This window comes from Pseudomonas sp. A25(2017) (assembly GCF_002001065.1).
Taxonomy (GTDB): domain Bacteria; phylum Pseudomonadota; class Gammaproteobacteria; order Pseudomonadales; family Pseudomonadaceae; genus Aquipseudomonas; species Aquipseudomonas kilonensis.
The window spans coordinates 43,598-61,746 of record NZ_MUOA01000045.1; the positions used below are offsets into that span (position 1 = coordinate 43,598).

An 18,149-nucleotide genomic window follows, 5' to 3' on the forward strand; every position below is an offset into this window, starting at 1 on the left:
GACTGCCCTGGCGAGGGCCGAATTGTTTAGCTCAGCGTGAGTTCCACAGTAAAACCATAGGGCTCTTCACTTGCTGTGCGGGTGATTCGAGTCGTGCATTGGATCGGGCTTGTTCCAATAGAAGTCAGTATGTGGGTCCGGACGGGTGTCAGCGTCGGTGAAATAACACCGAAGGATGTATTGACGCGCAAACCGAAGTCAAAGCGAAAGCCAAACGCTTTATCGCCGAACACAATGCAGTGTTTGAATATCTCCCTACTGGGACTGCCCAGGCGTCGGGTATAAGCGAAGTCGAACTTCCAGGTTTGGATATCCCAGGGAAGAATTAGTGTGGGGTGTTGCTCGTCCGCATTCAACGGCAAGTTGTGTTCACCGACTTCAAAATCCAAATCGGTATGATTGATTAACTTTACGATGAGACGGGTGCGGTTTGGGTTGATGCGCTCCTGTTCCCAGGCTTGAACCTGCTCGTTGACCTTGTCGTTCAGGTTCGCTTTCTTTAGCAGTGCCGTGAGCATCGGCATGTATTCTTGCGTATCGAGTGACTTGAGGTATTGGTACAACACGGCCAACGGTGCCCAACTGAATTGAGAGGTGATGAGTTCATAAATTCCATTGTTGGTCTGTTGACTGTTTTCAGGGGAGGCGTTCATTTGAAATCCTTTTCAAAGAGAGTGACTGCAAGCAAGACGTGTTGTCTTGTTGCTGGCGATAATAGGAAGGGTTGAACGGCTTTTAGAAGTTTGGATGTTTGACTGGATATTTAGCGCACATAAAAAAGCCCTGACTCTTTCGAGGCAGGGCTTTTGTTTTTTACGACTTAGAGTACGGGGTAATCGATATAGCCCACCGGACCCTTGCCATAGAAGGTCTCCGGATGCGCTTCGTTCAACGGTGCATCGGCTTGCAAGCGTGCCGGCAGGTCCGGGTTGGCAATGAACGGCACTCCGAAGGCCACGGCATCGGCCTTGCCCTCGGCCAGCCAGGCATTGGCGCTGTCCTTGGTGAAGCGTTCATTGGCGATGTACGGGCCGCCGAAAGCCTGCTTGAGTTGCGGGCCGATGCTGTCATCGCCGTCCTTCTCACGGGAGCAGATGAAGGCGATGCCACGTTTGCCCAGCTCGCGAGCCACGTAGCTGAAGGTTTCCAGGCGGTTCTCGTCACCCATGTCGTGGGAGTCGGCGCGTGGCGCCAGGTGCACGCCAACCCGGCCGGCGCCCCAGACTTCGATGGCTGCGTCGGTCACTTCCAGCAGCAGGCGGGCACGGTTTTCCAGGGAACCGCCGTAGCTGTCGGTACGCTGGTTGGTGCTGCTTTGCAGGAACTGGTCGAGCAGGTAGCCGTTGGCGCCGTGGATTTCCACGCCGTCGAAACCGGCGGCCTTGGCATTCTCGGCACCGACGCGGTAGGCGTCGACGATGTCGGCGATTTCAGCGGTTTCCAGTGCGCGTGGGGTCGGGTAGTCGGCCAGCGGACGCACCAGGCTCACGTGGCCTTTGGGTTGGATCGCGCTGGGCGCCACCGGCGTTTCGCCGTTCAGGTACGACGGGTGGGAGATCCGGCCCACGTGCCACAGTTGCAGGAAGATCTTGCCGCCAGCGCCGTGGATCGCCTTGGTGACGTTGGACCAGCCACGCACCTGATCGTTGGACCAGATGCCCGGGGTGTCTGGATAGCCCACGCCCATCGGCGTGACCGAAGTTGCTTCGCTGAGGATCAGGCCGGCGGAGGCGCGTTGCACGTAGTACTCGGCCATCAGCGCGTTGGGCACGCGACCTGCGTCGGCGCGGCAGCGGGTGAGCGGGGCCATGATGATGCGGTTCTTCAACTCGATGTCGCCGAGTTTGATGGGGTCGAAAATAGTCGCCATGAAATACAAACCTCGAAAGTGGAAGGGTTAAAAGTCAGTGAGTTGCCGGCGCCAGGTCGGCATTGCCGCCCTGACGGAAAGTGATGAGGGTGACCAGCAGCGCCAGCACGGCCAGCGCGCCGGCGGCCAGGGGCACGGAGGTCAGGCCCAGGCCATGGTCGATGACACTGCCGCCGACCCAGGCGCCCAGGGCGTTGCCGATGTTGAAGGCGCCGATATTCAGGGTGGAGACCAGGTTGGGCGCGTCTTTGCCGAAGGTCACCACGTTGACTTGCAGGGCCGGCACGGCGGCGAAGCAGGCGGTGGCCCAGAGGAACAGAGTGATTTCGCTGGGGATCAGCGCCACGCTGGTCCAGCTCAGTACGGTGGACACAACGGCCATGGTGAGGAAGACGCCCATCAGCGTGTTCGCCAGGCTCTTGTCCGCCAGCTTGCCGCCGATGATGTTGCCCAGGGTCAGGCCCAGGCCGATCAGCACCAGGGTCCAGGTCACGCCACGGGGCGACACGCCGGTCACTTCACCCAACAGCGGGGCGACGTAGGTGAACAGGGTGAACACCGAGGCGGAGAACAGCGCGGTCATGCTCAGGGACAGCCACAGGCCAGCACCCTTGAGCGCCACCAGCTCCGAACGCATGTCGAGTTTTTCTTCATCGCGCTTGGCCGGCAGGAAGCGAATCAGCCCGATCAGCGCAATTACGCCAATGACAGTCACGGCCCAGAAGGTCGACCGCCAGCCGGTTTCCTGGCCCAGTGCGGTGCCCAGCGGTACGCCGAGTACGTTGGCCAGGGTCAGGCCGGTGAACATCAAGGCCACGGCCGAGGCGCGCTTGTTGGGCGCCACCAGGCCGGCAGCCACCACCGAACCGATACCGAAGAACGCGCCGTGGCACAGGGCCGTGACGACCCGGGCAAACATCAGCACGTTGTAGTCGCTGGCAATGGCGCAGAGCAGGTTGCCGACTATGAAAATCCCCATCAACGCCACCAGGGCGGCCTTGCGCGGCAGCCGGGCGGTGGCCAGGGCCATGAACGGCGCACCGATGGCCACGCCCAGGGCGTAGCCGGTCACCAGCCAGCCGGCGCCAGGAATCGACACGCCCAGGTCGACTGCCACTTCGGGCAACAGGCCCATGATGACGAACTCGGTGGTGCCGATGGCGAAGGCGCTCAGGGCCAGGATCAGGAGTGAGAGGGGCATGATGGATCCTTGTCAGGTCAGAGCTCTTGGCTCATTTGCTTGAGGAACTGCTGGATCACGTCCTCGTTGCGTTTGAAGAAGTGCCATTGACCGACCTTCTGGCTGGTGATCAGCCCCGCCCGTTGCAACACCGCCAAGTGCGCAGACACCGTGGATTGCGACAGGCCGCAACGCTGGTCGATCTGTCCGGCGCAAATGCCGAACTCGTGGTTGTGCAACTGTTCCGGGAACTGGACCTTGGGGTCTTTGAGCCAGTTGAGGATGTCTCGCCGTACGGGGTGCGCCAGGGCTTTTATTATTTCGTCGAGGTCGAGGGTCATGGATGGCAGGCTCGGGGGTGAGTAAAACGCTATATCGCGATGAGGCGAACCTTAAATCGTTACTTCGCGATATACAAATATGGATTTGATCTGAATGCCGCATAAATCGCTATATCGGGTTATAACGATATTGGCCTGGGGGTGCTAAGCTGCGGGCCATGAATTATCTCGCGCACCTGCACCTCGGCGGCCCCGGCCGGGAACAACTGCTCGGCAGCCTCTACGGCGACTTCGTCAAGGGACCGCTGCAAGGGCTCTACGACCCACGGATCGAAGCGGCGATTGCCCTGCATCGGCGCATTGACATGTACACCGACCGTCATCCCCTGGTGGACATCGCCCTGTCGCGCTTTTCCACGGTGCGACGGCGCTATGCCGGAATCGTGCTCGACGTGTTTTTCGACCACTGCCTGGCCCGGGACTGGACGTTGTACGGCGAAGGGCCGCTGCTGGATTTCACCTCCCGGGTTTATCAGGTGCTCAGCACCGAGCCGCAGCTACCGGGACGCCTGGCGCACATCGCACCGCATATGGCGGCGGATGACTGGCTGGGGTCTTATCAGGAGTTCGAGGTGCTGGGGCAGGTGCTGCGCGGCATTTCCCGCCGCCTGTCCCGGCCGGAGGAATTGGCTGGGGCGATGCCGGAGTTGATCAGGCTCTATGAGCCGTTGAGCGAAGATTTTCGGTTGTTCTATCTACAGCTGCAGGATTTTGCTCAAAACCAAGTCACACCGCAGGAGTGATGTTGGAAGCTGAATCTTGTGGTCACTGAAGATCAAATGTGGGAGCGAGCCTGCTCGCGATGAGGGTCTGGCAGCCAAGAATCAGCTGACTGACAAACCGCTATCGCGAGCAGGCTCGCTCCCACAAGGGATCTCCACAGGGGTCACTGGGGTCGGATCAGGCCGCAATCGCCGCAGGCCGCACCGGCGCTTGCTGTTTCTCTGGAAGTGCCCCGAACAATGCCTTGTGCACTGCCTGTTGCGCCTGGAAAGCCAGTGCCGCGCGTTCCTGGCCGTGGCAGGCAATCGGTTCCAGCAGATGGATTTCCACCTCACCCCGATCATTGGCGAACAAGCGCATCAGGTGCGAGAGCAAATCATCATCGCCAATGAACGGCGCCAGCGCATCCGGTTCACCGTTGCGCAGGTAACGGATCGCCACCGGCTGCAACGCGACATCGGCGTCGATGGCCGCTGACAGCAGGCGACCGTGGAAGGTGCGCAAGGTCTGGCCATCGGTGGTGGTCCCTTCGGGGAACATCAACAGCGAATGGGCCTGTTCCAGATGGCGGCTCATCTGCTTGCGGATCAATTGGCTGTCACCCGAACCGCGCCGGATAAACAGGCTGCCGGCCTTGGCTGCCAGCCAGCCGGCGACCGGCCAGGTGCGCACTTCGGCCTTGGACAGGAACGACAGCGGCGTGAGCATGCCCAGCAACGGGATGTCGGTCCAGGACACATGGTTGCTGACCCACAGCATCGGCCGTTGCGGCAGTTGACCGTGGACGGTGACGGAAAAGGGCAGGGCATGGCTCAGCCGTGCCATGAAGAACCGCGACCAGCGCTGGCGACGGACCATCGAGTTGGCGATCCCCAGGCGTTCGAACAGACCGAAGACGCTGGCCATGCTCAGGCCCAGTGTCACCACCAGCAACACTCGCGCGATACGCGCGTACACCCGCAACCGACTCATTACACCGCTGCCTTGAAGTGGCGGGCGTAGCGCGGGCAGAGTTCGTCGCGCTTGAGCAGGATGAACACGTCGGCCACCTGGAAATCCTCGTCCCAGCACGGCTCGCCGCAAATCTTCGCGCCCAGGCGCATGTAGGCCTTGAGCAGCGGTGGCATCTCGGCGATGACGTTGGACGGCACGTCCAGGGTCGGCAAGGGTTTTTTCGGCACGGCTTGCAGGTGTTCGGTGCACAGGTAGCGTTCGCGCAGGCGCTGCATGATCGCCTGGGCCTGGATACCGCCATCCTGCATCGGAATGCTCGCGCAGCCCATCAGGTAGCTGTAGCCGCCTTCGTTCAGGACTTCGGCGAGTTCGCCCCAGAGCACCGCGATGGTGCCGCCGTTGCGGTAGGCCGGGTCGACGCAGGTACGGCCGATTTCCAGGATCGGGCCCTTGAGATGGACCAGGCCGTGGAGGCTGAATTCTTCTTCGCTGTAGAACCGGCCCAGGCTGCTGGCGGCCTGGTGGTCGAGCAGGCGAGTGGTCGCCACGAGGCGGCCGGTGTTCAGGTCGCGTACGCCGATGTGGGCGCAGTGAACATCATAGTCATCCATGTCCAGACCCATTTCCGCGCCCTTGAGCTTGGCGTTGAATTCGCCGCTGAAGACGTTGAAACGCAGGGCCTGTGCTTCTTGCAAGGCTTGGGCGCCGATCAGGCGTTCGGCTTGCAGGCGGCGTTCATTGCCGGTGTCGCTGATGCGGGCGATCTGGGTCATAGCGAATCTCCGTGCGGGCTGTTCAGTTGCAGCCTGTCGACTTTCTTTATGCAGCCATGTTGTGCAAAGTCAGGCTATGTAGCCCCGGTGTCATCGCCATGAAGCTTTGGTGATGCTTATGTGACAGCCCTCAAGGAGCCCCCCATGCCCTGGCACACCCTGATCGAGCGCGACGAGCGCCTGCCCGCCCATCCGGACCTGGCCGAAGGTTATTCAGCGCTGCTGCAACGCCTGGGGCCGGTGACACCGTTTGAACTGGCCGTGACCGGGGCACGCTTGATGGCCACGCCGGGCCTGGCGTTCCTGGTGGGGTACCAGGCGGCGCTGCGGGTGCTGTGGCCCAGCGCGCCGCAGAGCCTCGGTGCCTTGTGTGCCACCGAACAGCGCAGCCTGCGCCCGGCGGACATGCAGACCCGCCTCGACGATTTGCGCCTGAGCGGACGCAAGGATTTCGTCACCGCCGGCGATGCCGCCGAGTGGCTGCTGATTGCCGCTCGCTGCGAAGCACCCGGTGAAACGCCACGGCTGAACCTGGCAGTGGCCTATGCGGGCGAGCCCGGCGTCACCCTGGAAAAACTGCCCGCCATTGCCCTGATGCCGGACATCAGCCATGGCCGCGTCCTGCTCGACGGCGCGTTGTGCGAGTTGCTGGCAGGCGACGGTTGGGACGCCTACGTCAAACCGTTCCGCACCCTGGAAGACCTTTATGTGCTCAGCGCGATGACCGCCTGGTTGTATGGCGTCGGGCAGGAATGTGCCTGGCCCCAGGCGTTGCAATTGCGCCTGCTGGCGTTGCTCGCCGGCTGCGCGCAGGTGAGTCGGCATAACCCGTCCAGTGCTGCCGGGCACGTGCTGCTGGGCGGGTTGTTCGCCCAGTTCCAAGGGCTCGACGGCGAACTCAACGTTGCCCTGGCCGCCGGGCCTGCGGCGTGGCGCGAGATGTGGGCGCGGGATAAAGGCGTGATGGAGATTGGAGCGGGGGCGCGGGCCAAGCGGCTGGCCAAGGCGTTGGGAGCTTCATTGGGTTGACGGGCCCCATCGCGGGCAAGCCTTGCTCCCACAGGTCTACGGCAGACTGTCATTAGGCACTGAGCCTGTGGTGCAAGCCTTGCTCCCACAGGTCTACAGCAGACTGTCATTTGGCACTGAGCCTGTGGTGCAAGCCTTGCTCCCACAGGTCTACGGCAGACTGTCATTAGGCATTGCACCTGTGGGAGCAAGGCTTGCCCGCGATGGCGTCGGGACTGTCGACACAAGCCTCGAAATTGTCATCAAGTCTGAATAGGCTCTGAAGGTTCAACCCTGCGAGCCCCGAGCATGTCCAAAGGTTGGTTCCTGATCCCGCTGCTGTTGCTCAGCCTGAGCGCCCACGCCGAAGACTGGCCCGGCGAGCAATGGCCAAGTGGCCCGACCCCGAGCGGGCCGGCCATCGAAGCCTTGGAACAATACGCCTTCCCACCCCGGGACGATGCGAGCCGCGAGGGCATCCGCACCGATGCGCTGCTGGTGATCCAGGACGGTCGGCTGGTCTACGAACGCTACGCCGGGCCGACGACCGCCGAGACCCCGCACCTGACCTGGTCCATCAGCAAAAGCCTGCTGGCGACGGTGTTCGGCGTGGCCTACGGTGAAAAGCTGTTTGGCCTGCAAGACCCGGCCGCCAAGTATTACCCGCCACTGAGCCGACACCCGGGCCTGACCCTGGCCGATCTTTTCCACTGGGCCTCAGGCCTGGATTGGCAGGAAGACTACGAATACGCGCCGCTCAACTCTTCGGTGGTGGCGATGCTCTATACCCGTGGGCGTCATGACATGGCGGCGTTCACTGCGCAGCATGAAAGCTTCAGCCCGCCGGGGCAGGCGTTCCGTTATTCCAGCGGTGACAGCAACTTGCTGGCGGCGGTCTTGAAAACCGTCGTCGGCCCGGCGCGCTACCCCGACTACCCTTGGACGGCTTTGTTCGACCCCCTGGGCATCCGCCACGCCATCTGGGAAACCGACGCCAGCGGTACGTTCGTGGGATCGTCCTATGCCTATCTCACCGCGCGGGATTTGGCACGTGTCGGGTTGTTGCTGCAACGGGACGGCCGCTGGGGCGGACGGCAACTGCTCCCCAAGGCCTGGGTCGCGTTCAATCGCCAGCCTTTTGCCCACTTCCAGGCCGGCCAGGACGAAGCCGTGCCTGGCGGGCATTGGTGGCTCAACCGCGCCGCCGATCCGGCGATCCATCCCTGGCCCGATGCGCCGCCGGATACCTTTGCCGCGTTGGGCCATTGGGGCCAGGCGCTGTACATCATTCCCAGCGCCAAACTGGTGATCGTGCGCTACGGCGACGACCGCGACGGCAGCTATCGCCATAACGAATTGCTCAAGCGCGCCATGGCGGCGTTCGCCGGGACGGTGCAGCCATGAAGCGCAAAGTGTTGCTCAGCCTGTTGTCGATGCTGCTCATCGCCCTGTTCAGTTGGGTCTGGCTGGAGCGGGTGGCATTGCGGGCCTTCCCCGACATCATCAGCGCCTACACCGCCAAGGAATACTGCTCGTGCCGCTATGTAATGCAACAACCGGTCGAGTATTGCCGGGGTTATGTGAAGCAGTCAGTGCCCACCGATGATTTTTTCGATGCGCCTGAAGCCAAACGCGTCACCGTCAGCGGGTTGGGGCGTAGCAACAGTGCGCAATGGGTGGGTGAGCGGCAGGGGTGTCGGTTGGAGCCCTGAACTAACCGTTGGCAACAAGGCCTGTGGGAGCAAGGCTTGCCCGCGATGGCATCCTTGAGGTCGCCATCGCGGGCAAGCCTTGCTCCCACAGACCCCAGGAAGCCTTGCTCCCACAGATAACCCCCTTCACCTCAGGTTCTCTGTATTCCTGATCGTTGTTGCAACAGACAGTTTGCAAGCGCCCTCGGCCCGGTTAAGGTTCGCCACAGGTTTATCTGCCCCCCGAGTGTGTATGTTCAAGCGGTTTTTCCCTCACGCCGCCAGCTTGCTGCTGGCCTGCGCAGCGCTGCCGGCCCAGGCCGACTGGTACCTGGATAGCGAATCGTCGCGGCTGTCGTTCATCAGCAGCAAAAACGGCAACGTCTCCGAGGTCCAGCGGTTCCTGGTGCTGCACGGTCAAGTCCAGCCCGAGGGCTTGGCGCGCCTGGAGGTGGAGCTGGAGTCCATCAACAGCGGCATTCCCTTGCGCGATGAGCGCATGCGCGCCGAGCTGTTCGAGATCCAGCAATTTGCCGAAGCCACTGTCACCGCAAAAATCGACCTGGCGCCGATCCAGGACCTGGCCAACGGCGCGCAGTTGGAGTTGCGTCTGCCGCTGACGGTGAACCTGCACGGCAAACAACATGAATACCCCGTCGAACTGCTGGCGACGCGCCTGGATGAACGCCGCTTCCAAGTGGTGACCTTGGAACCGGTGGTGCTCAACGCGGCCGATTTCGATCTGGCGCCGGGGCTGGAAAAGCTGCGAAACCTGGCCGGGTTGTCGGCCATCAGCCTCTCGGTGCCGGTGAATGCGGTGCTGATCTTCACGGCGCGCTGACATGAGCGGCCCGGTATTTCCCTGGCGTGAAGGTAATCGCTTCGAGCTGTTGATCGATGGCCCGCAGTTCTTCCCACGCATGCTGGTGGAAATCGCCCGTGCCCGGGAACAGGTCGAGCTGGAACTCTATCTGGTGGAGGCGGGCACATGCGCCGAGGCGATGGTCCAGGCGCTGGTGCAGGCCGCCGAGCGTGGCGTTCGCGTGCGGTGCCTGTTCGATGACTACGGCAGCCTGGCGTTTACCCTGGCCCTGCGCAAGCGTCTGATCGAGGCCGGGGTGGAGTTGCGTTTCTACAATCGCCTGAGCTGGCGCCGCTGGGTGCGCAACCTTTACCGGGATCACCGCAAGCTGTTGTTGGTGGATCAACGCTTGGCCGTGGTCGGCGGCACCGGGGTGACCGATGAATTCTGGAACCCCCTCGACGACCGCAGTGAGTGGCACGAAGTGATGGTGGAAATCGTCGGCCCGCTGGTGCTCGACTGGCAATTGCTGTTCGACCGCCAGTGGCTCGCCAACCGCCATCGGCGAGCCTGGAAACCGGCGTCCAACTTCGGCTTGCCGCGCCTGCCGCGGGTACCGCCAGTGGGCGAGGGCATGGGCCGGGTGGCGTATGCCGACGCCCGCCAGCATCGCGACATCCTGCAGTCGCTGTCGCGGGCCTTGAACAGCGGCCAGAAACGCATCTGGATGGCGACACCGTATTTTTTGCCGACCTGGAACGTGCGTCGTTCCTTGCGCAAGGCCGCCGCCCGCGGCATCGATGTGCGCCTGCTGCTGACCGGTCCGCGCACCGATCACCCGTCCGTGCGCTACGCCGGGCACCGTTATTACCCACGATTGCTCAAGGCCGGCGTGCAGATTTTCGAATACCAGCCGTGTTTTCTGCACCTGAAGATGGTGCTGGTGGACGACTGGGTCAGCATCGGCTCCTGCAACTTCGATCACTGGAACCTGCGCTTCAACCTGGAAGCCAACCTCGAAGCCCTGGATTCCAGGCTCAGCAGTGCAGTGGCGGCCAGTTTCGAGCGGGACTTCAGCCAGAGCCTGCAAGTCAGCCTCGACGCCTGGCAGCGCCGACCGTTGTGGAAGCGCTTCAAGCAGCGGCTGTGGGGGTTGGTGGATCGGGTGGTGGTGAACTTGCTGGATCGACGCGGTTAAGCGCAATCCTTGAAAACACATGGAACTCCATGTGGGAGCGGGCTTGCTCGCGAAGGCAGTGTGTCAGCCGACTCAATTGCTGACTGATACACCGCCTTCGCGAGCAAGCCCGCTCCCACAGGGTCATGCATGTTGTTGGATCAGAGCAACTCAAAACTCTGCTGCTTCACTTCCTGGGAGTCCAGGCCGATCTGCACGTTGAACTTGCCCGGTTCCGCCGCGTACTTGAGTTGGGCATTGAAGAACTTCAGGTCGTCTTCGGTGATGGTGAAGTGGATGACTTTCTTCTCGCCGGCCTTGAGCATCACTTTGCGGAAGTTCTTCAGTTCCTTCACCGGGCGAATGATCGAGCCGGTCACGTCCTGGATGTACAGCTGCACCACGGTTTCACCGTCACGCTTGCCGGTGTTTTCCAGTGTCACGCTGGCATCGAGCTTGCCGGTCTTGTTCAGCGTGGTCGACGACAGGGCCATGTCCGACAGGCTGAACTCGGTGTAGCTCAAGCCGTAGCCGAACGGATAGAGCGGGCCGGTGGTGTCATCGAAGTACTGCGAGGTGTAGTTGCCCGGCTTGCCTGGCGTGAATGGCCGGCCGATGCTCAGGTGGTTGTAGTAGGTCGGAATCTGCCCCACCGAGCGTGGGAAGGTGATTGGCAGCTTGCCCGACGGGTTGTAGTCGCCGAACAGCACATCAGCGATGGCGTTGCCGCCTTCGGTGCCGCTGAACCAGGTTTCCAGGATCGCATCGGCCTGCTGCTTCTCATCCAGCAACGCCAGCGGGCGGCCATTCATCAGCACCAGCACCAGCGGCTTGCCGGTGGCTTTCAGGGCCTTGATCAGCTCGCGTTGGCTGGCCGGGATGTTCAGGTCGGTACGGCTCGACGATTCATGGGACATGCCACGGGATTCACCCACGGCGGCCACCACCACATCGGCATCCTTGGCGGCTTTCACTGCTTCGTCGATCAGCACCTGGGCCGGACGCGGGTCGTCTACCACTTCCGGGGCATCGAAGTTGAGGAAGTTCAGGTAGTCGAGCACCTTCTTGTCGCCGGTGATGTTGGCGCCACGGGCGTAGATCAGCTTCGAGTCAGCGCCCAGGGCGCGGGTCATGCCGTCGAACAGGGTGACCGATTGCGCAGGACGCCCGGCCGCGGCCCAACTGCCCATCATGTCGATCGGTGCCTTGGCCAACGGGCCGACCAGGGCGATTTTTGCTGTCTTCTTCAGGGGCAGGGTCTGGTTGCGGTTTTCCAGCAGGACCAGGCTGCGGCGTGCCACGTCACGGGCGTCGGAGCGGTGCATGCGGCTTTCGGCGTAGGTGTCGGCCGGGTCGTCCTCAGCCTTGCCGATGCGCAGGTACGGGTCCTTGAACAGGCCCATGTCATATTTCGCCGCGAGCACTTCGCGCACTGCGTTGTCGATGTCGCTCTGCTCGATTTCGCCGGCCTTGAGCAACCCTGGCAGTTCCTTGCCATAGAGCGAGTCGTTCATGCTCATGTCGATACCGGCCTTGATCGCCAGTTTCGCCGCTTCGCGACCGTCCTTGGCGACGCCGTGCTTGATCAGTTCGAAAATGGCGCCGTGGTCACTGACCGCCAGGCCCTTGAAACCCCATTCCTTGCGCAGCAGGTCGTTCATCAGCCAGGTGTTGGCGGTCGCCGGCACGCCGTTGATGGAGTTCAGCGCGACCATCACCCCACCGGCACCCGCGTCGATGGCGGCGCGGTAGGGTGGCAGGTAGTCCTGGTACATTTTCAGCGGACTCATGTCCACGGTGTTGTAGTCCCGGCCGCCTTCCACCGCGCCGTACAGGGCGAAGTGCTTGACGCTGGCCATGATGCTGTCGGCCGCGTTGGCGCCGTTGCCCTGGAATGCCTTGACCATCACCCCGGCGATGCGCGAGACCAGGTAGGTGTCCTCGCCGAAACCTTCGGACGTGCGGCCCCAACGTGGGTCACGGGAAATGTCGACCATGGGCGCGAAGGTGATGTCCAGGCTGTCGGCCGCCGCTTCCTTGGCCGCGATGCGACCGGAGTGGTAGATGGCGTCCATGTCCCAGCTCGAGGCCAGGGCCAGGGGGATCGGGAAAATCGTGCGGTGGCCGTGGATCACGTCATAGGCGAAGAACATCGGGATCTTCAACCGGCTGCGCATGGCCGCGTCCTGCATCGGACGGTTTTCATCGCGGGTGATGGAGTTGAACGTGCCCCCGATGTTGCCGGCGGCGATTTCCTTGCGAATCATCTCCCGGGGCATTTCCGGGCCGATGCTGATCAGGCGCAATTGGCCGATCTTCTCTTCGAGGGTCATCTGCTTCATCAGGTTGCTGATGAAGGCGTCCTTGTTCTCTATGGGGGCTGGCAGGTTGTCGGCTAATACGGATTGACTGGCCAGACTGACAAACAGGCCCAGCAAACACAGCTTCTTCATGAATAATTTTCTCGCAAGCCTAAAGGGCGGTAATCAGGACACGCCGGTCAGCCAAAATGTGAGGAGCGGCTATTGTTGTTCAGTTAAATGCAGCACACTTTCGAACCCATTGGGCTGAACTTAGTTTCGCACTGCGCATCTTTTAGCCCATCGACCCGTTTCAATCCAGTGCGGCGGCAGATTATGCCCCAGGCGCCGGTGAGATAGGTGGCCGGTTTTTTCCAATGTCATGCCAGGGAGCGCTTCCTCCAATGAATCCACGACTGAACCACCTTCGCAGCTTGCCGATGCTGGCCCTGATGCTGCTCACCACGGTGCTGGCCGGTTGCGGCATCAATAACATCCCGACCCTGGACGAACAGGCCAAGGCCGCCTGGGGCCAGGTGCAGAACCAGTACCAGCGCCGCGCCGACCTGATTCCCAACCTGGTGGAAACCGTCAAGGGCTACGCCCAGCACGAACAGGACACCCTGACTGCCGTGATTGAGGCACGGGCCAAGGCGACGTCGATCCAGGTCGACGCCAACACCTTGAACAACCCGGAACAACTCAAGCAGTTCCAGCAGGCCCAGGACCAGTTGAGCGGCGCGTTGAGCCGGCTGATGGTGGTGGTCGAGCGTTATCCGGACCTCAAGGCCAACCAGAATTTCCTGGCGTTGCAATCGCAGCTCGAAGGCACCGAGAACCGCATCGCCGTGGCCCGTCGCGACTTTATCCTGGCGGTGCAGAAGTACAACACCGAAATCCGCACGTTCCCGGGGCGCCTGTGGCACAGCGTGATGTACAGCGACCTGCCGATCCGCGAAACCTTCGAGGCTACCAGCCCCAATGCCGAAAAAGCCCCTGAAGTGAAGTTCTGAAAAAACGCTGGGAGCGAGCCTGTGGGAGCAAAGCTTGCTCGCGATGAACGATAACGCGGTCATTAGAAAGACCGAGGTGCCTTCATCGCGAGCAAGCTCGGCTCCCACACCCGCTCGCTCCCACACAGGAGTTCCAATGCGCGTGTTGAAATTTGGCCTGGTGCTGTTGCTCTGGGTGTTTGCCATCACGGCCCAGGCCGAGCTGAAGTTTCCGGCATTGACCGGGCGGGTGGTGGACGCCGCGCAGATGCTCGAACCGTCGGTGAGCGCGCAACTGGAAGCGCAGCTCAAGGCCCATGAACAGGCCACCGGCGAACAGGTAGTGGTGGTCACGCTGGCGGACCTGCAAGGCAGCAGCATCGAAGACTTCGGTTATCAACTGGGGCGCCACTGGGGCATCGGGCAGAAGGATAAAAACAACGGCGCACTGCTGATCGTCGCCCGGGATGACCGTAAACTGCGCATCGAGGTGGGCTACGGCCTGGAGGATCGCCTGACCGACGCGCAGAGTTCGGTGATCATCAACCAGGTGATCACCCCGGCCTTCAAGACCGGCAACTTCAACAAAGGCATCAGCGACGGCGTCGCGGCGATGCTGGTGGTGCTGGGCGGCAGCCCGTTGGACGAGCCGGCGCCGGCGTACAGTGCGCACGGGCAGCAAGAACCGAGTGATTTCGTCGAGCGCCATCCCGGGCTGTTCATCTTCCTGGTGATACTGTTTATTTTGACGATATTGGTCTGCCAGATGCTCGGTATCCTGCCGACCGGAAGCGGTGGCTCCAGCCGTTCGGGCGGTTCCGGTGGAGGCTTCGGCGGCGGAGGCGGCGGCTTCAGTGGTGGCGGTGGCAGTTTCGGGGGCGGCGGTTCGTCGGGCGGCTGGTGATAATAATAATGAGCAGGCACTTTTAACATGGCATTACTGACTGAACACGAACAACGCAAGGTCGCCGAGGCCATCGCCCGGGTCGAGCGGCATACCGACGCTGAGCTGGTCACAGTGCTGGCCGCCCGCGCCGACGACTACGCCTATATCCCGCTGTTATGGGCCAGCCTGCTGGCCCTGGTGGTGCCCGGCGTGGTCCATTACCTCTCCGGTTGGCTGACGATGCACAGCCTGTTGCTGGTGCAGTGGGTCAGCTTCATTGTGCTGTGCCTGGTGTTTCGCATCCCCAGGATCACCACGCACCTGATCCCCCGTTCCGTGCGTCACTGGCGGGCCTCCAACCTGGCGCGCCGGCAATTCCTCGAGCAGAACCTGCACCACACCGTGGGCAGCACGGGGATGCTGATCTTTGTCTGCGAGGCTGAGCGGTACGTGGAAATCCTGGTGGACGAAGGCATTTCCAAGCGCCTGGACAACAAATGCTGGGATGCCATCGTCGCAGTGTTCACCCAGCAGGTTCGCCAGGGGCAGACCTTGCAGGGTTTCGTGACCTGCATCGAAGCTTGCGGCGAATTGCTCAAGGAGCACGTGCCGGTGACCCAGGAGCGCAATGAACTGCCGAATCGGTTGGTGGTGCTGGGCTGAAAATTCCCTGCCAGCACAAGCCTGTGGGAACAAAGCCTGTGGGAGCAAAGCTTGCTCGCGATGAACGATAACGCGGTGAGCCTGCACTATCGCGGCGTATTCATCGCGGGCAAGCCTTGCTCCCACAGAGGCTACTGCTCGCCACACCAACTTTTCCGTGCCCTCGCTGCCCATCCCCCCTAAAATACCCGCCATTCCCGATTCGCCCCGCCCCGAGGCCGCTTGTCCATGTCTGCCACCGCAACGCCCGTCCGTCCCGCGCCGGATCACCACGCCCAGTTCATCGAGCTGCTGCGCACCAGCCTTGAACAAAACGCTTTCATCAAACTGGTGCTGGCCAAGTACGTGGGTGACGAAGCGGACCTCCAGCGGCTGATCATCAAGCAGCTGACAGTCAAGGACCAGCCGTGCCTGTCCTTCGTCTACCGCTACAAGACTCGCGACATCACCAAGAATTTCCCGCTGGCCGAAGGGGTGGAAACCATTGCTGCGCTGTTGCCGGCATCGTTCAAGAACGCGCATTTGCTGGCGGTCACCGACGAGGCGCAGTTGGAGTACAGCAAGAAGGGCAAGAGCTCGCTGTTCAAGAGCAAGCCCCAGCAACTGCGGGAAGTGCCGTCTGCCGAGCACAATCGCGAGAAAAATCGCTTCCTCGACCTGAGCCGGCCATTTTTGGCCGACCTGGGCGTGACCAACCACAAGCACGAGCTGATTCCGGCGATGTCGCGCAAGTGGAAGCAGATCAACAAGTTCATCGAGGTCTTCAGTCATGCGCTGACGTCTTCGCCGCTGGCCCTGGACAAACCGGTGCGGGTCTCGGATTTCGGTTCGGGCAAAGGCTACCTGACGTTCGCCATCCACGATTACCTGCGCAACACCTTGCAGGCCGAAGGCGTGGTGACCGGTGTCGAGCTGCGCGAAGACATGGTCAAGCTGTGCAACGAAGCCGCCGCGCGTCTGGAACACCCGGGCCTGAGCTTCCAGCACGGTGACGTGCGCAGCGTGGCGCCGAGCGCGGTGGACGTGATGATCGCCTTGCACGCCTGCGACATCGCCACCGACTACGCAATCCACATGGGCATTCGCTCGGGCGCCTCGATCATCATGTGCTCGCCGTGCTGCCACAAGCAGATCCGCTTGCAGATCCAGAGCCCGGCCTTGCTCAAGCCGATGCTGCAATACGGCCTGCACCTGGGTCAGCAGGCGGAAATGATCACCGACAGTTTGCGGGCGCTGTTCCTGGAAGCCTGCGGCTACGAGACCAAGGTCTTCGAGTTCATTTCCCTGGACCACACCAACAAGAACAAGATGATCCTGGCCGTCAAACGCGCCGAACCGGTGGACCCCACCGAGCTGCTGGCCAAGATCCAGGAACTCAAGGCGTTCTACCACATCACCGAGCACTGCCTTGAAACGCTGCTGCGGGCCGATGGTTACCTCGCCTGAAGCTGGTGCCCCAAATACTGTGGGAGCAAAGCTTGCTCGCGATAAGGGCGACACGGTTTAACTGCTAGAACCGCGTCATCGTTCATCGCGAGCAAGCTTTGCTCCCACAGGACTCGCTCCCACAAGGGCAGAGGTGCAGCCCGTCAGGTAATCAGCGCTTATCCCTCATCCACCGACGTAGCGGGCTACCTTTAATGCGTTAACCACCCACGCATCCCCAAAGGAGCCCACCCCATGCCCGTCAAGAAAATCCTCATGCTGGTCGGCGATTACGTCGAAGATTATGAAGTCATGGTGCCGTTCCAGGCCCTGCAGATGGTCGGCCACACCGTACACGCCGTGTGTCCGGACAAAACCGCCGGACAGACGGTGCGCACGGCGATCCACGATTTCGAAGGCGACCAGACCTACAGTGAAAAACCGGGGCATTTGTTTGCCCTCAACCATGACTTCGCCAACGTCCAGGCCGCCGACTACGACGCGCTGTTGGTGCCGGGTGGGCGAGCGCCGGAATACCTGCGCCTGAATGAAACCGTCCTGCAACTGGTGCGCGATTTCGATCTGGCGGGCAAGCCGATTGCCGCGGTGTGCCACGGTGCGCAATTGCTGGCGGCGGCGGGCATCCTCGAAGGGCGCGAATGCAGCGCCTACCCGGCCTGTGCTCCGGAAGTCCGGCTGGCGGGCGGGACCTATATCGACATTCCCGTGACCCAGGGCCATGTCCAGGGCAATCTCGCGACCGCACCGGCCTGGCCTGCGCATCCGAACTGGCTGGCGGGATTCCTGACGCTGCTGGGCACGGCCATCACTTTGTAATAACGCTGCACAGCGGACTGGCAAGGTAAGCGCAGCGGGTCTTTACTCTCGGGGCATGTCTTCATTGCCAGGAGAAAAATCATGTCCGGATGGTACGAAATCAGCAAAAGCAGCAGCGGCCAGTTTCGGTTTGTGCTCAAGGCGGCCAACGCCGAGACAATCTTGACCAGTGAGCTGTACACCACCCGCAGCGGTGCCGACGGTGGCATTGCTTCGGTGCAGAAAAACAGTCCGTTGGCCGAGCGCTATGAACTCAAGAACACCAAGGACGGCCATCCGTATTTCAACCTCAAGGCGGCCAACCATGAAGTGATTGGCAGCAGTGAGGCTTATTCATCGGACGCGGCCCGGGACAAAGGCATCGCCAGCGTCAAGGCCAACGGCCCGACGACGGTCATCAAGGACAAGACGGTGGCTGCGCTCTGACAGGACGATAATAAGGAGAACTGTGGCGAGGGGATCTGTGGGAGCAAGGCTTGCCCGCGATGCAGGCGCTGCGATTGTGCAGGCTCACCGCGTTATCGTTC

19 protein-coding genes are annotated in these 18,149 nt (G+C 61.8%); 12 read left to right on the forward strand and 7 right to left on the reverse strand.

Going from position 1 to position 18,149, the window contains the following annotated elements; translation table 11 throughout:
* Positions 1 to 26: 26 nt before the first annotated feature.
* From B0E42_RS06775 to B0E42_RS06790, 4 genes are all read right to left on the reverse strand, one after another.
* Positions 27 to 653 (reverse strand): hypothetical protein, encoded by a 627-nt coding sequence (locus B0E42_RS06775; RefSeq protein ID WP_077506062.1) that lies wholly within the window; start codon positions 651 to 653, stop codon positions 27 to 29.
* A 167-nt stretch (positions 654 to 820) separates the two neighbouring features.
* Complete coding sequence (locus tag B0E42_RS06780) at positions 821 to 1,870, reverse strand: alkene reductase (protein WP_053178385.1); 1,050 nt, start codon at positions 1,868 to 1,870, stop codon at positions 821 to 823.
* Between the two features lie 34 nt (positions 1,871 to 1,904).
* The gene (locus B0E42_RS06785) at positions 1,905 to 3,071 is read right to left on the reverse strand and encodes an MFS transporter (protein ID WP_077506063.1); all 1,167 of its coding nucleotides are present in this window, start codon (positions 3,069 to 3,071) and stop codon (positions 1,905 to 1,907) included.
* Between the two features lie 17 nt (positions 3,072 to 3,088).
* A complete protein-coding gene (locus B0E42_RS06790) occupies positions 3,089 to 3,391 on the reverse strand; it encodes a helix-turn-helix transcriptional regulator (RefSeq protein WP_014336977.1) in 303 nt (100 codons plus the stop codon).
* A gap of 158 nt (positions 3,392 to 3,549) precedes the next feature.
* Between B0E42_RS06790 and B0E42_RS06795 the strand changes: the two genes are divergently transcribed.
* Positions 3,550 to 4,134, forward strand: coding sequence for an ACP phosphodiesterase (locus B0E42_RS06795; RefSeq protein ID WP_077506064.1), 585 nt, complete (start codon positions 3,550 to 3,552; stop codon positions 4,132 to 4,134).
* A 157-nt stretch (positions 4,135 to 4,291) separates the two neighbouring features.
* On the opposite strand, the gene B0E42_RS06800 is transcribed toward B0E42_RS06795, so the two are convergent.
* Together B0E42_RS06800 and olsB are read right to left on the reverse strand one after the other, a co-directional pair.
* Complete coding sequence (locus tag B0E42_RS06800) at positions 4,292 to 5,086, reverse strand: lysophospholipid acyltransferase family protein (RefSeq protein WP_053178388.1); 795 nt, start codon at positions 5,084 to 5,086, stop codon at positions 4,292 to 4,294.
* On the reverse strand, positions 5,086 to 5,841 hold the full coding sequence (olsB, locus tag B0E42_RS06805) for an L-ornithine N(alpha)-acyltransferase (RefSeq protein ID WP_003198679.1): 756 nt from the start codon (positions 5,839 to 5,841) through the stop codon (positions 5,086 to 5,088). Before olsB ends, B0E42_RS06800 begins: the two co-directional genes overlap by 1 nt.
* Positions 5,842 to 5,985: 144 nt before the next feature.
* On the opposite strand from olsB, the gene B0E42_RS06810 reads away from it, so the two are divergent.
* The 5 genes from B0E42_RS06810 (at position 5,986) to B0E42_RS06830 (ending at position 10,540) form a co-directional block, all read left to right on the forward strand.
* Entirely contained in the window at positions 5,986 to 6,870 is an 885-nt protein-coding gene (locus tag B0E42_RS06810) for an acyl-CoA dehydrogenase (protein ID WP_077506065.1), read from the forward strand.
* Between the two features lie 288 nt (positions 6,871 to 7,158).
* Positions 7,159 to 8,253, forward strand: coding sequence for a serine hydrolase (locus tag B0E42_RS06815; protein WP_018607015.1), 1,095 nt, complete (start codon positions 7,159 to 7,161; stop codon positions 8,251 to 8,253).
* Positions 8,250 to 8,561 carry a hypothetical protein gene (locus B0E42_RS06820; protein ID WP_053178390.1) on the forward strand — a complete coding sequence of 104 codons (312 nt, stop codon included), beginning with the start codon at positions 8,250 to 8,252 and terminating at the stop codon, positions 8,559 to 8,561. Before B0E42_RS06815 ends, B0E42_RS06820 begins: the two co-directional genes overlap by 4 nt.
* Before the next feature lie 232 nt (positions 8,562 to 8,793).
* Complete coding sequence (locus B0E42_RS06825) at positions 8,794 to 9,381, forward strand: YceI family protein (RefSeq protein WP_018607012.1); 588 nt, start codon at positions 8,794 to 8,796, stop codon at positions 9,379 to 9,381.
* Position 9,382: 1 nt separating this feature from the next.
* Positions 9,383 to 10,540, forward strand: coding sequence for a phosphatidylserine/phosphatidylglycerophosphate/cardiolipin synthase family protein (locus B0E42_RS06830; protein ID WP_018607010.1), 1,158 nt, complete (start codon positions 9,383 to 9,385; stop codon positions 10,538 to 10,540).
* 140 nt (positions 10,541 to 10,680) lie between these two features.
* On the opposite strand, the gene bglX is transcribed toward B0E42_RS06830, so the two are convergent.
* Positions 10,681 to 12,972: a beta-glucosidase BglX gene (gene bglX / locus B0E42_RS06835; RefSeq protein WP_077506066.1), complete on the reverse strand. Its 2,292-nt coding sequence runs from the start codon at positions 12,970 to 12,972 to the stop codon at positions 10,681 to 10,683.
* Positions 12,973 to 13,223: 251 nt separating this feature from the next.
* Between bglX and B0E42_RS06840 the strand changes: the two genes are divergently transcribed.
* The 6 genes from B0E42_RS06840 to B0E42_RS06865 all read left to right on the forward strand — a co-directional run bounded on the left by B0E42_RS06840 (position 13,224) and on the right by B0E42_RS06865 (position 18,048).
* Positions 13,224 to 13,832 carry a LemA family protein gene (locus tag B0E42_RS06840; RefSeq protein ID WP_018607006.1) on the forward strand — a complete coding sequence of 203 codons (609 nt, stop codon included), beginning with the start codon at positions 13,224 to 13,226 and terminating at the stop codon, positions 13,830 to 13,832.
* A gap of 136 nt (positions 13,833 to 13,968) precedes the next feature.
* Positions 13,969 to 14,715 (forward strand): YgcG family protein, encoded by a 747-nt coding sequence (locus B0E42_RS06845; RefSeq protein WP_077506067.1) that lies wholly within the window; start codon positions 13,969 to 13,971, stop codon positions 14,713 to 14,715.
* 27 nt (positions 14,716 to 14,742) lie between these two features.
* Positions 14,743 to 15,360 carry a TPM domain-containing protein gene (locus tag B0E42_RS06850; RefSeq protein WP_077506068.1) on the forward strand — a complete coding sequence of 206 codons (618 nt, stop codon included), beginning with the start codon at positions 14,743 to 14,745 and terminating at the stop codon, positions 15,358 to 15,360.
* Between the two features lie 228 nt (positions 15,361 to 15,588).
* A complete protein-coding gene (locus tag B0E42_RS06855) occupies positions 15,589 to 16,806 on the forward strand; it encodes an SAM-dependent methyltransferase (RefSeq protein ID WP_077506069.1) in 1,218 nt (405 codons plus the stop codon).
* A 234-nt stretch (positions 16,807 to 17,040) separates the two neighbouring features.
* The gene (locus tag B0E42_RS06860; RefSeq protein ID WP_018607000.1) at positions 17,041 to 17,622 is read left to right on the forward strand and encodes a DJ-1/PfpI family protein; all 582 of its coding nucleotides are present in this window, start codon (positions 17,041 to 17,043) and stop codon (positions 17,620 to 17,622) included.
* A gap of 81 nt (positions 17,623 to 17,703) precedes the next feature.
* Positions 17,704 to 18,048 carry a YegP family protein gene (locus tag B0E42_RS06865; RefSeq protein WP_018606998.1) on the forward strand — a complete coding sequence of 115 codons (345 nt, stop codon included), beginning with the start codon at positions 17,704 to 17,706 and terminating at the stop codon, positions 18,046 to 18,048.
* Positions 18,049 to 18,149 lie beyond the last annotated feature (101 nt).

Coding starts and splice junctions, on each gene's coding strand:
- B0E42_RS06775 (WP_077506062.1), bottom strand. CDS start 653: ATGAACGCCTCCCCTGAAAACAGTCAACAGACCAACAATGGAATTTAT.
- B0E42_RS06780 (WP_053178385.1), bottom strand. CDS start 1,870: ATGGCGACTATTTTCGACCCCATCAAACTCGGCGACATCGAGTTGAAG.
- B0E42_RS06785 (WP_077506063.1), bottom strand. CDS start 3,071: ATGCCCCTCTCACTCCTGATCCTGGCCCTGAGCGCCTTCGCCATCGGC.
- B0E42_RS06790 (WP_014336977.1), bottom strand. CDS start 3,391: ATGACCCTCGACCTCGACGAAATAATAAAAGCCCTGGCGCACCCCGTA.
- B0E42_RS06795 (WP_077506064.1), top strand. CDS start 3,550: ATGAATTATCTCGCGCACCTGCACCTCGGCGGCCCCGGCCGGGAACAA.
- B0E42_RS06800 (WP_053178388.1), bottom strand. CDS start 5,086: ATGAGTCGGTTGCGGGTGTACGCGCGTATCGCGCGAGTGTTGCTGGTG.
- olsB (WP_003198679.1), bottom strand. CDS start 5,841: ATGACCCAGATCGCCCGCATCAGCGACACCGGCAATGAACGCCGCCTG.
- B0E42_RS06810 (WP_077506065.1), top strand. CDS start 5,986: ATGCCCTGGCACACCCTGATCGAGCGCGACGAGCGCCTGCCCGCCCAT.
- B0E42_RS06815 (WP_018607015.1), top strand. CDS start 7,159: ATGTCCAAAGGTTGGTTCCTGATCCCGCTGCTGTTGCTCAGCCTGAGC.
- B0E42_RS06820 (WP_053178390.1), top strand. CDS start 8,250: ATGAAGCGCAAAGTGTTGCTCAGCCTGTTGTCGATGCTGCTCATCGCC.
- B0E42_RS06825 (WP_018607012.1), top strand. CDS start 8,794: ATGTTCAAGCGGTTTTTCCCTCACGCCGCCAGCTTGCTGCTGGCCTGC.
- B0E42_RS06830 (WP_018607010.1), top strand. CDS start 9,383: ATGAGCGGCCCGGTATTTCCCTGGCGTGAAGGTAATCGCTTCGAGCTG.
- bglX (WP_077506066.1), bottom strand. CDS start 12,972: ATGAAGAAGCTGTGTTTGCTGGGCCTGTTTGTCAGTCTGGCCAGTCAA.
- B0E42_RS06840 (WP_018607006.1), top strand. CDS start 13,224: ATGAATCCACGACTGAACCACCTTCGCAGCTTGCCGATGCTGGCCCTG.
- B0E42_RS06845 (WP_077506067.1), top strand. CDS start 13,969: ATGCGCGTGTTGAAATTTGGCCTGGTGCTGTTGCTCTGGGTGTTTGCC.
- B0E42_RS06850 (WP_077506068.1), top strand. CDS start 14,743: ATGGCATTACTGACTGAACACGAACAACGCAAGGTCGCCGAGGCCATC.
- B0E42_RS06855 (WP_077506069.1), top strand. CDS start 15,589: ATGTCTGCCACCGCAACGCCCGTCCGTCCCGCGCCGGATCACCACGCC.
- B0E42_RS06860 (WP_018607000.1), top strand. CDS start 17,041: ATGCCCGTCAAGAAAATCCTCATGCTGGTCGGCGATTACGTCGAAGAT.
- B0E42_RS06865 (WP_018606998.1), top strand. CDS start 17,704: ATGTCCGGATGGTACGAAATCAGCAAAAGCAGCAGCGGCCAGTTTCGG.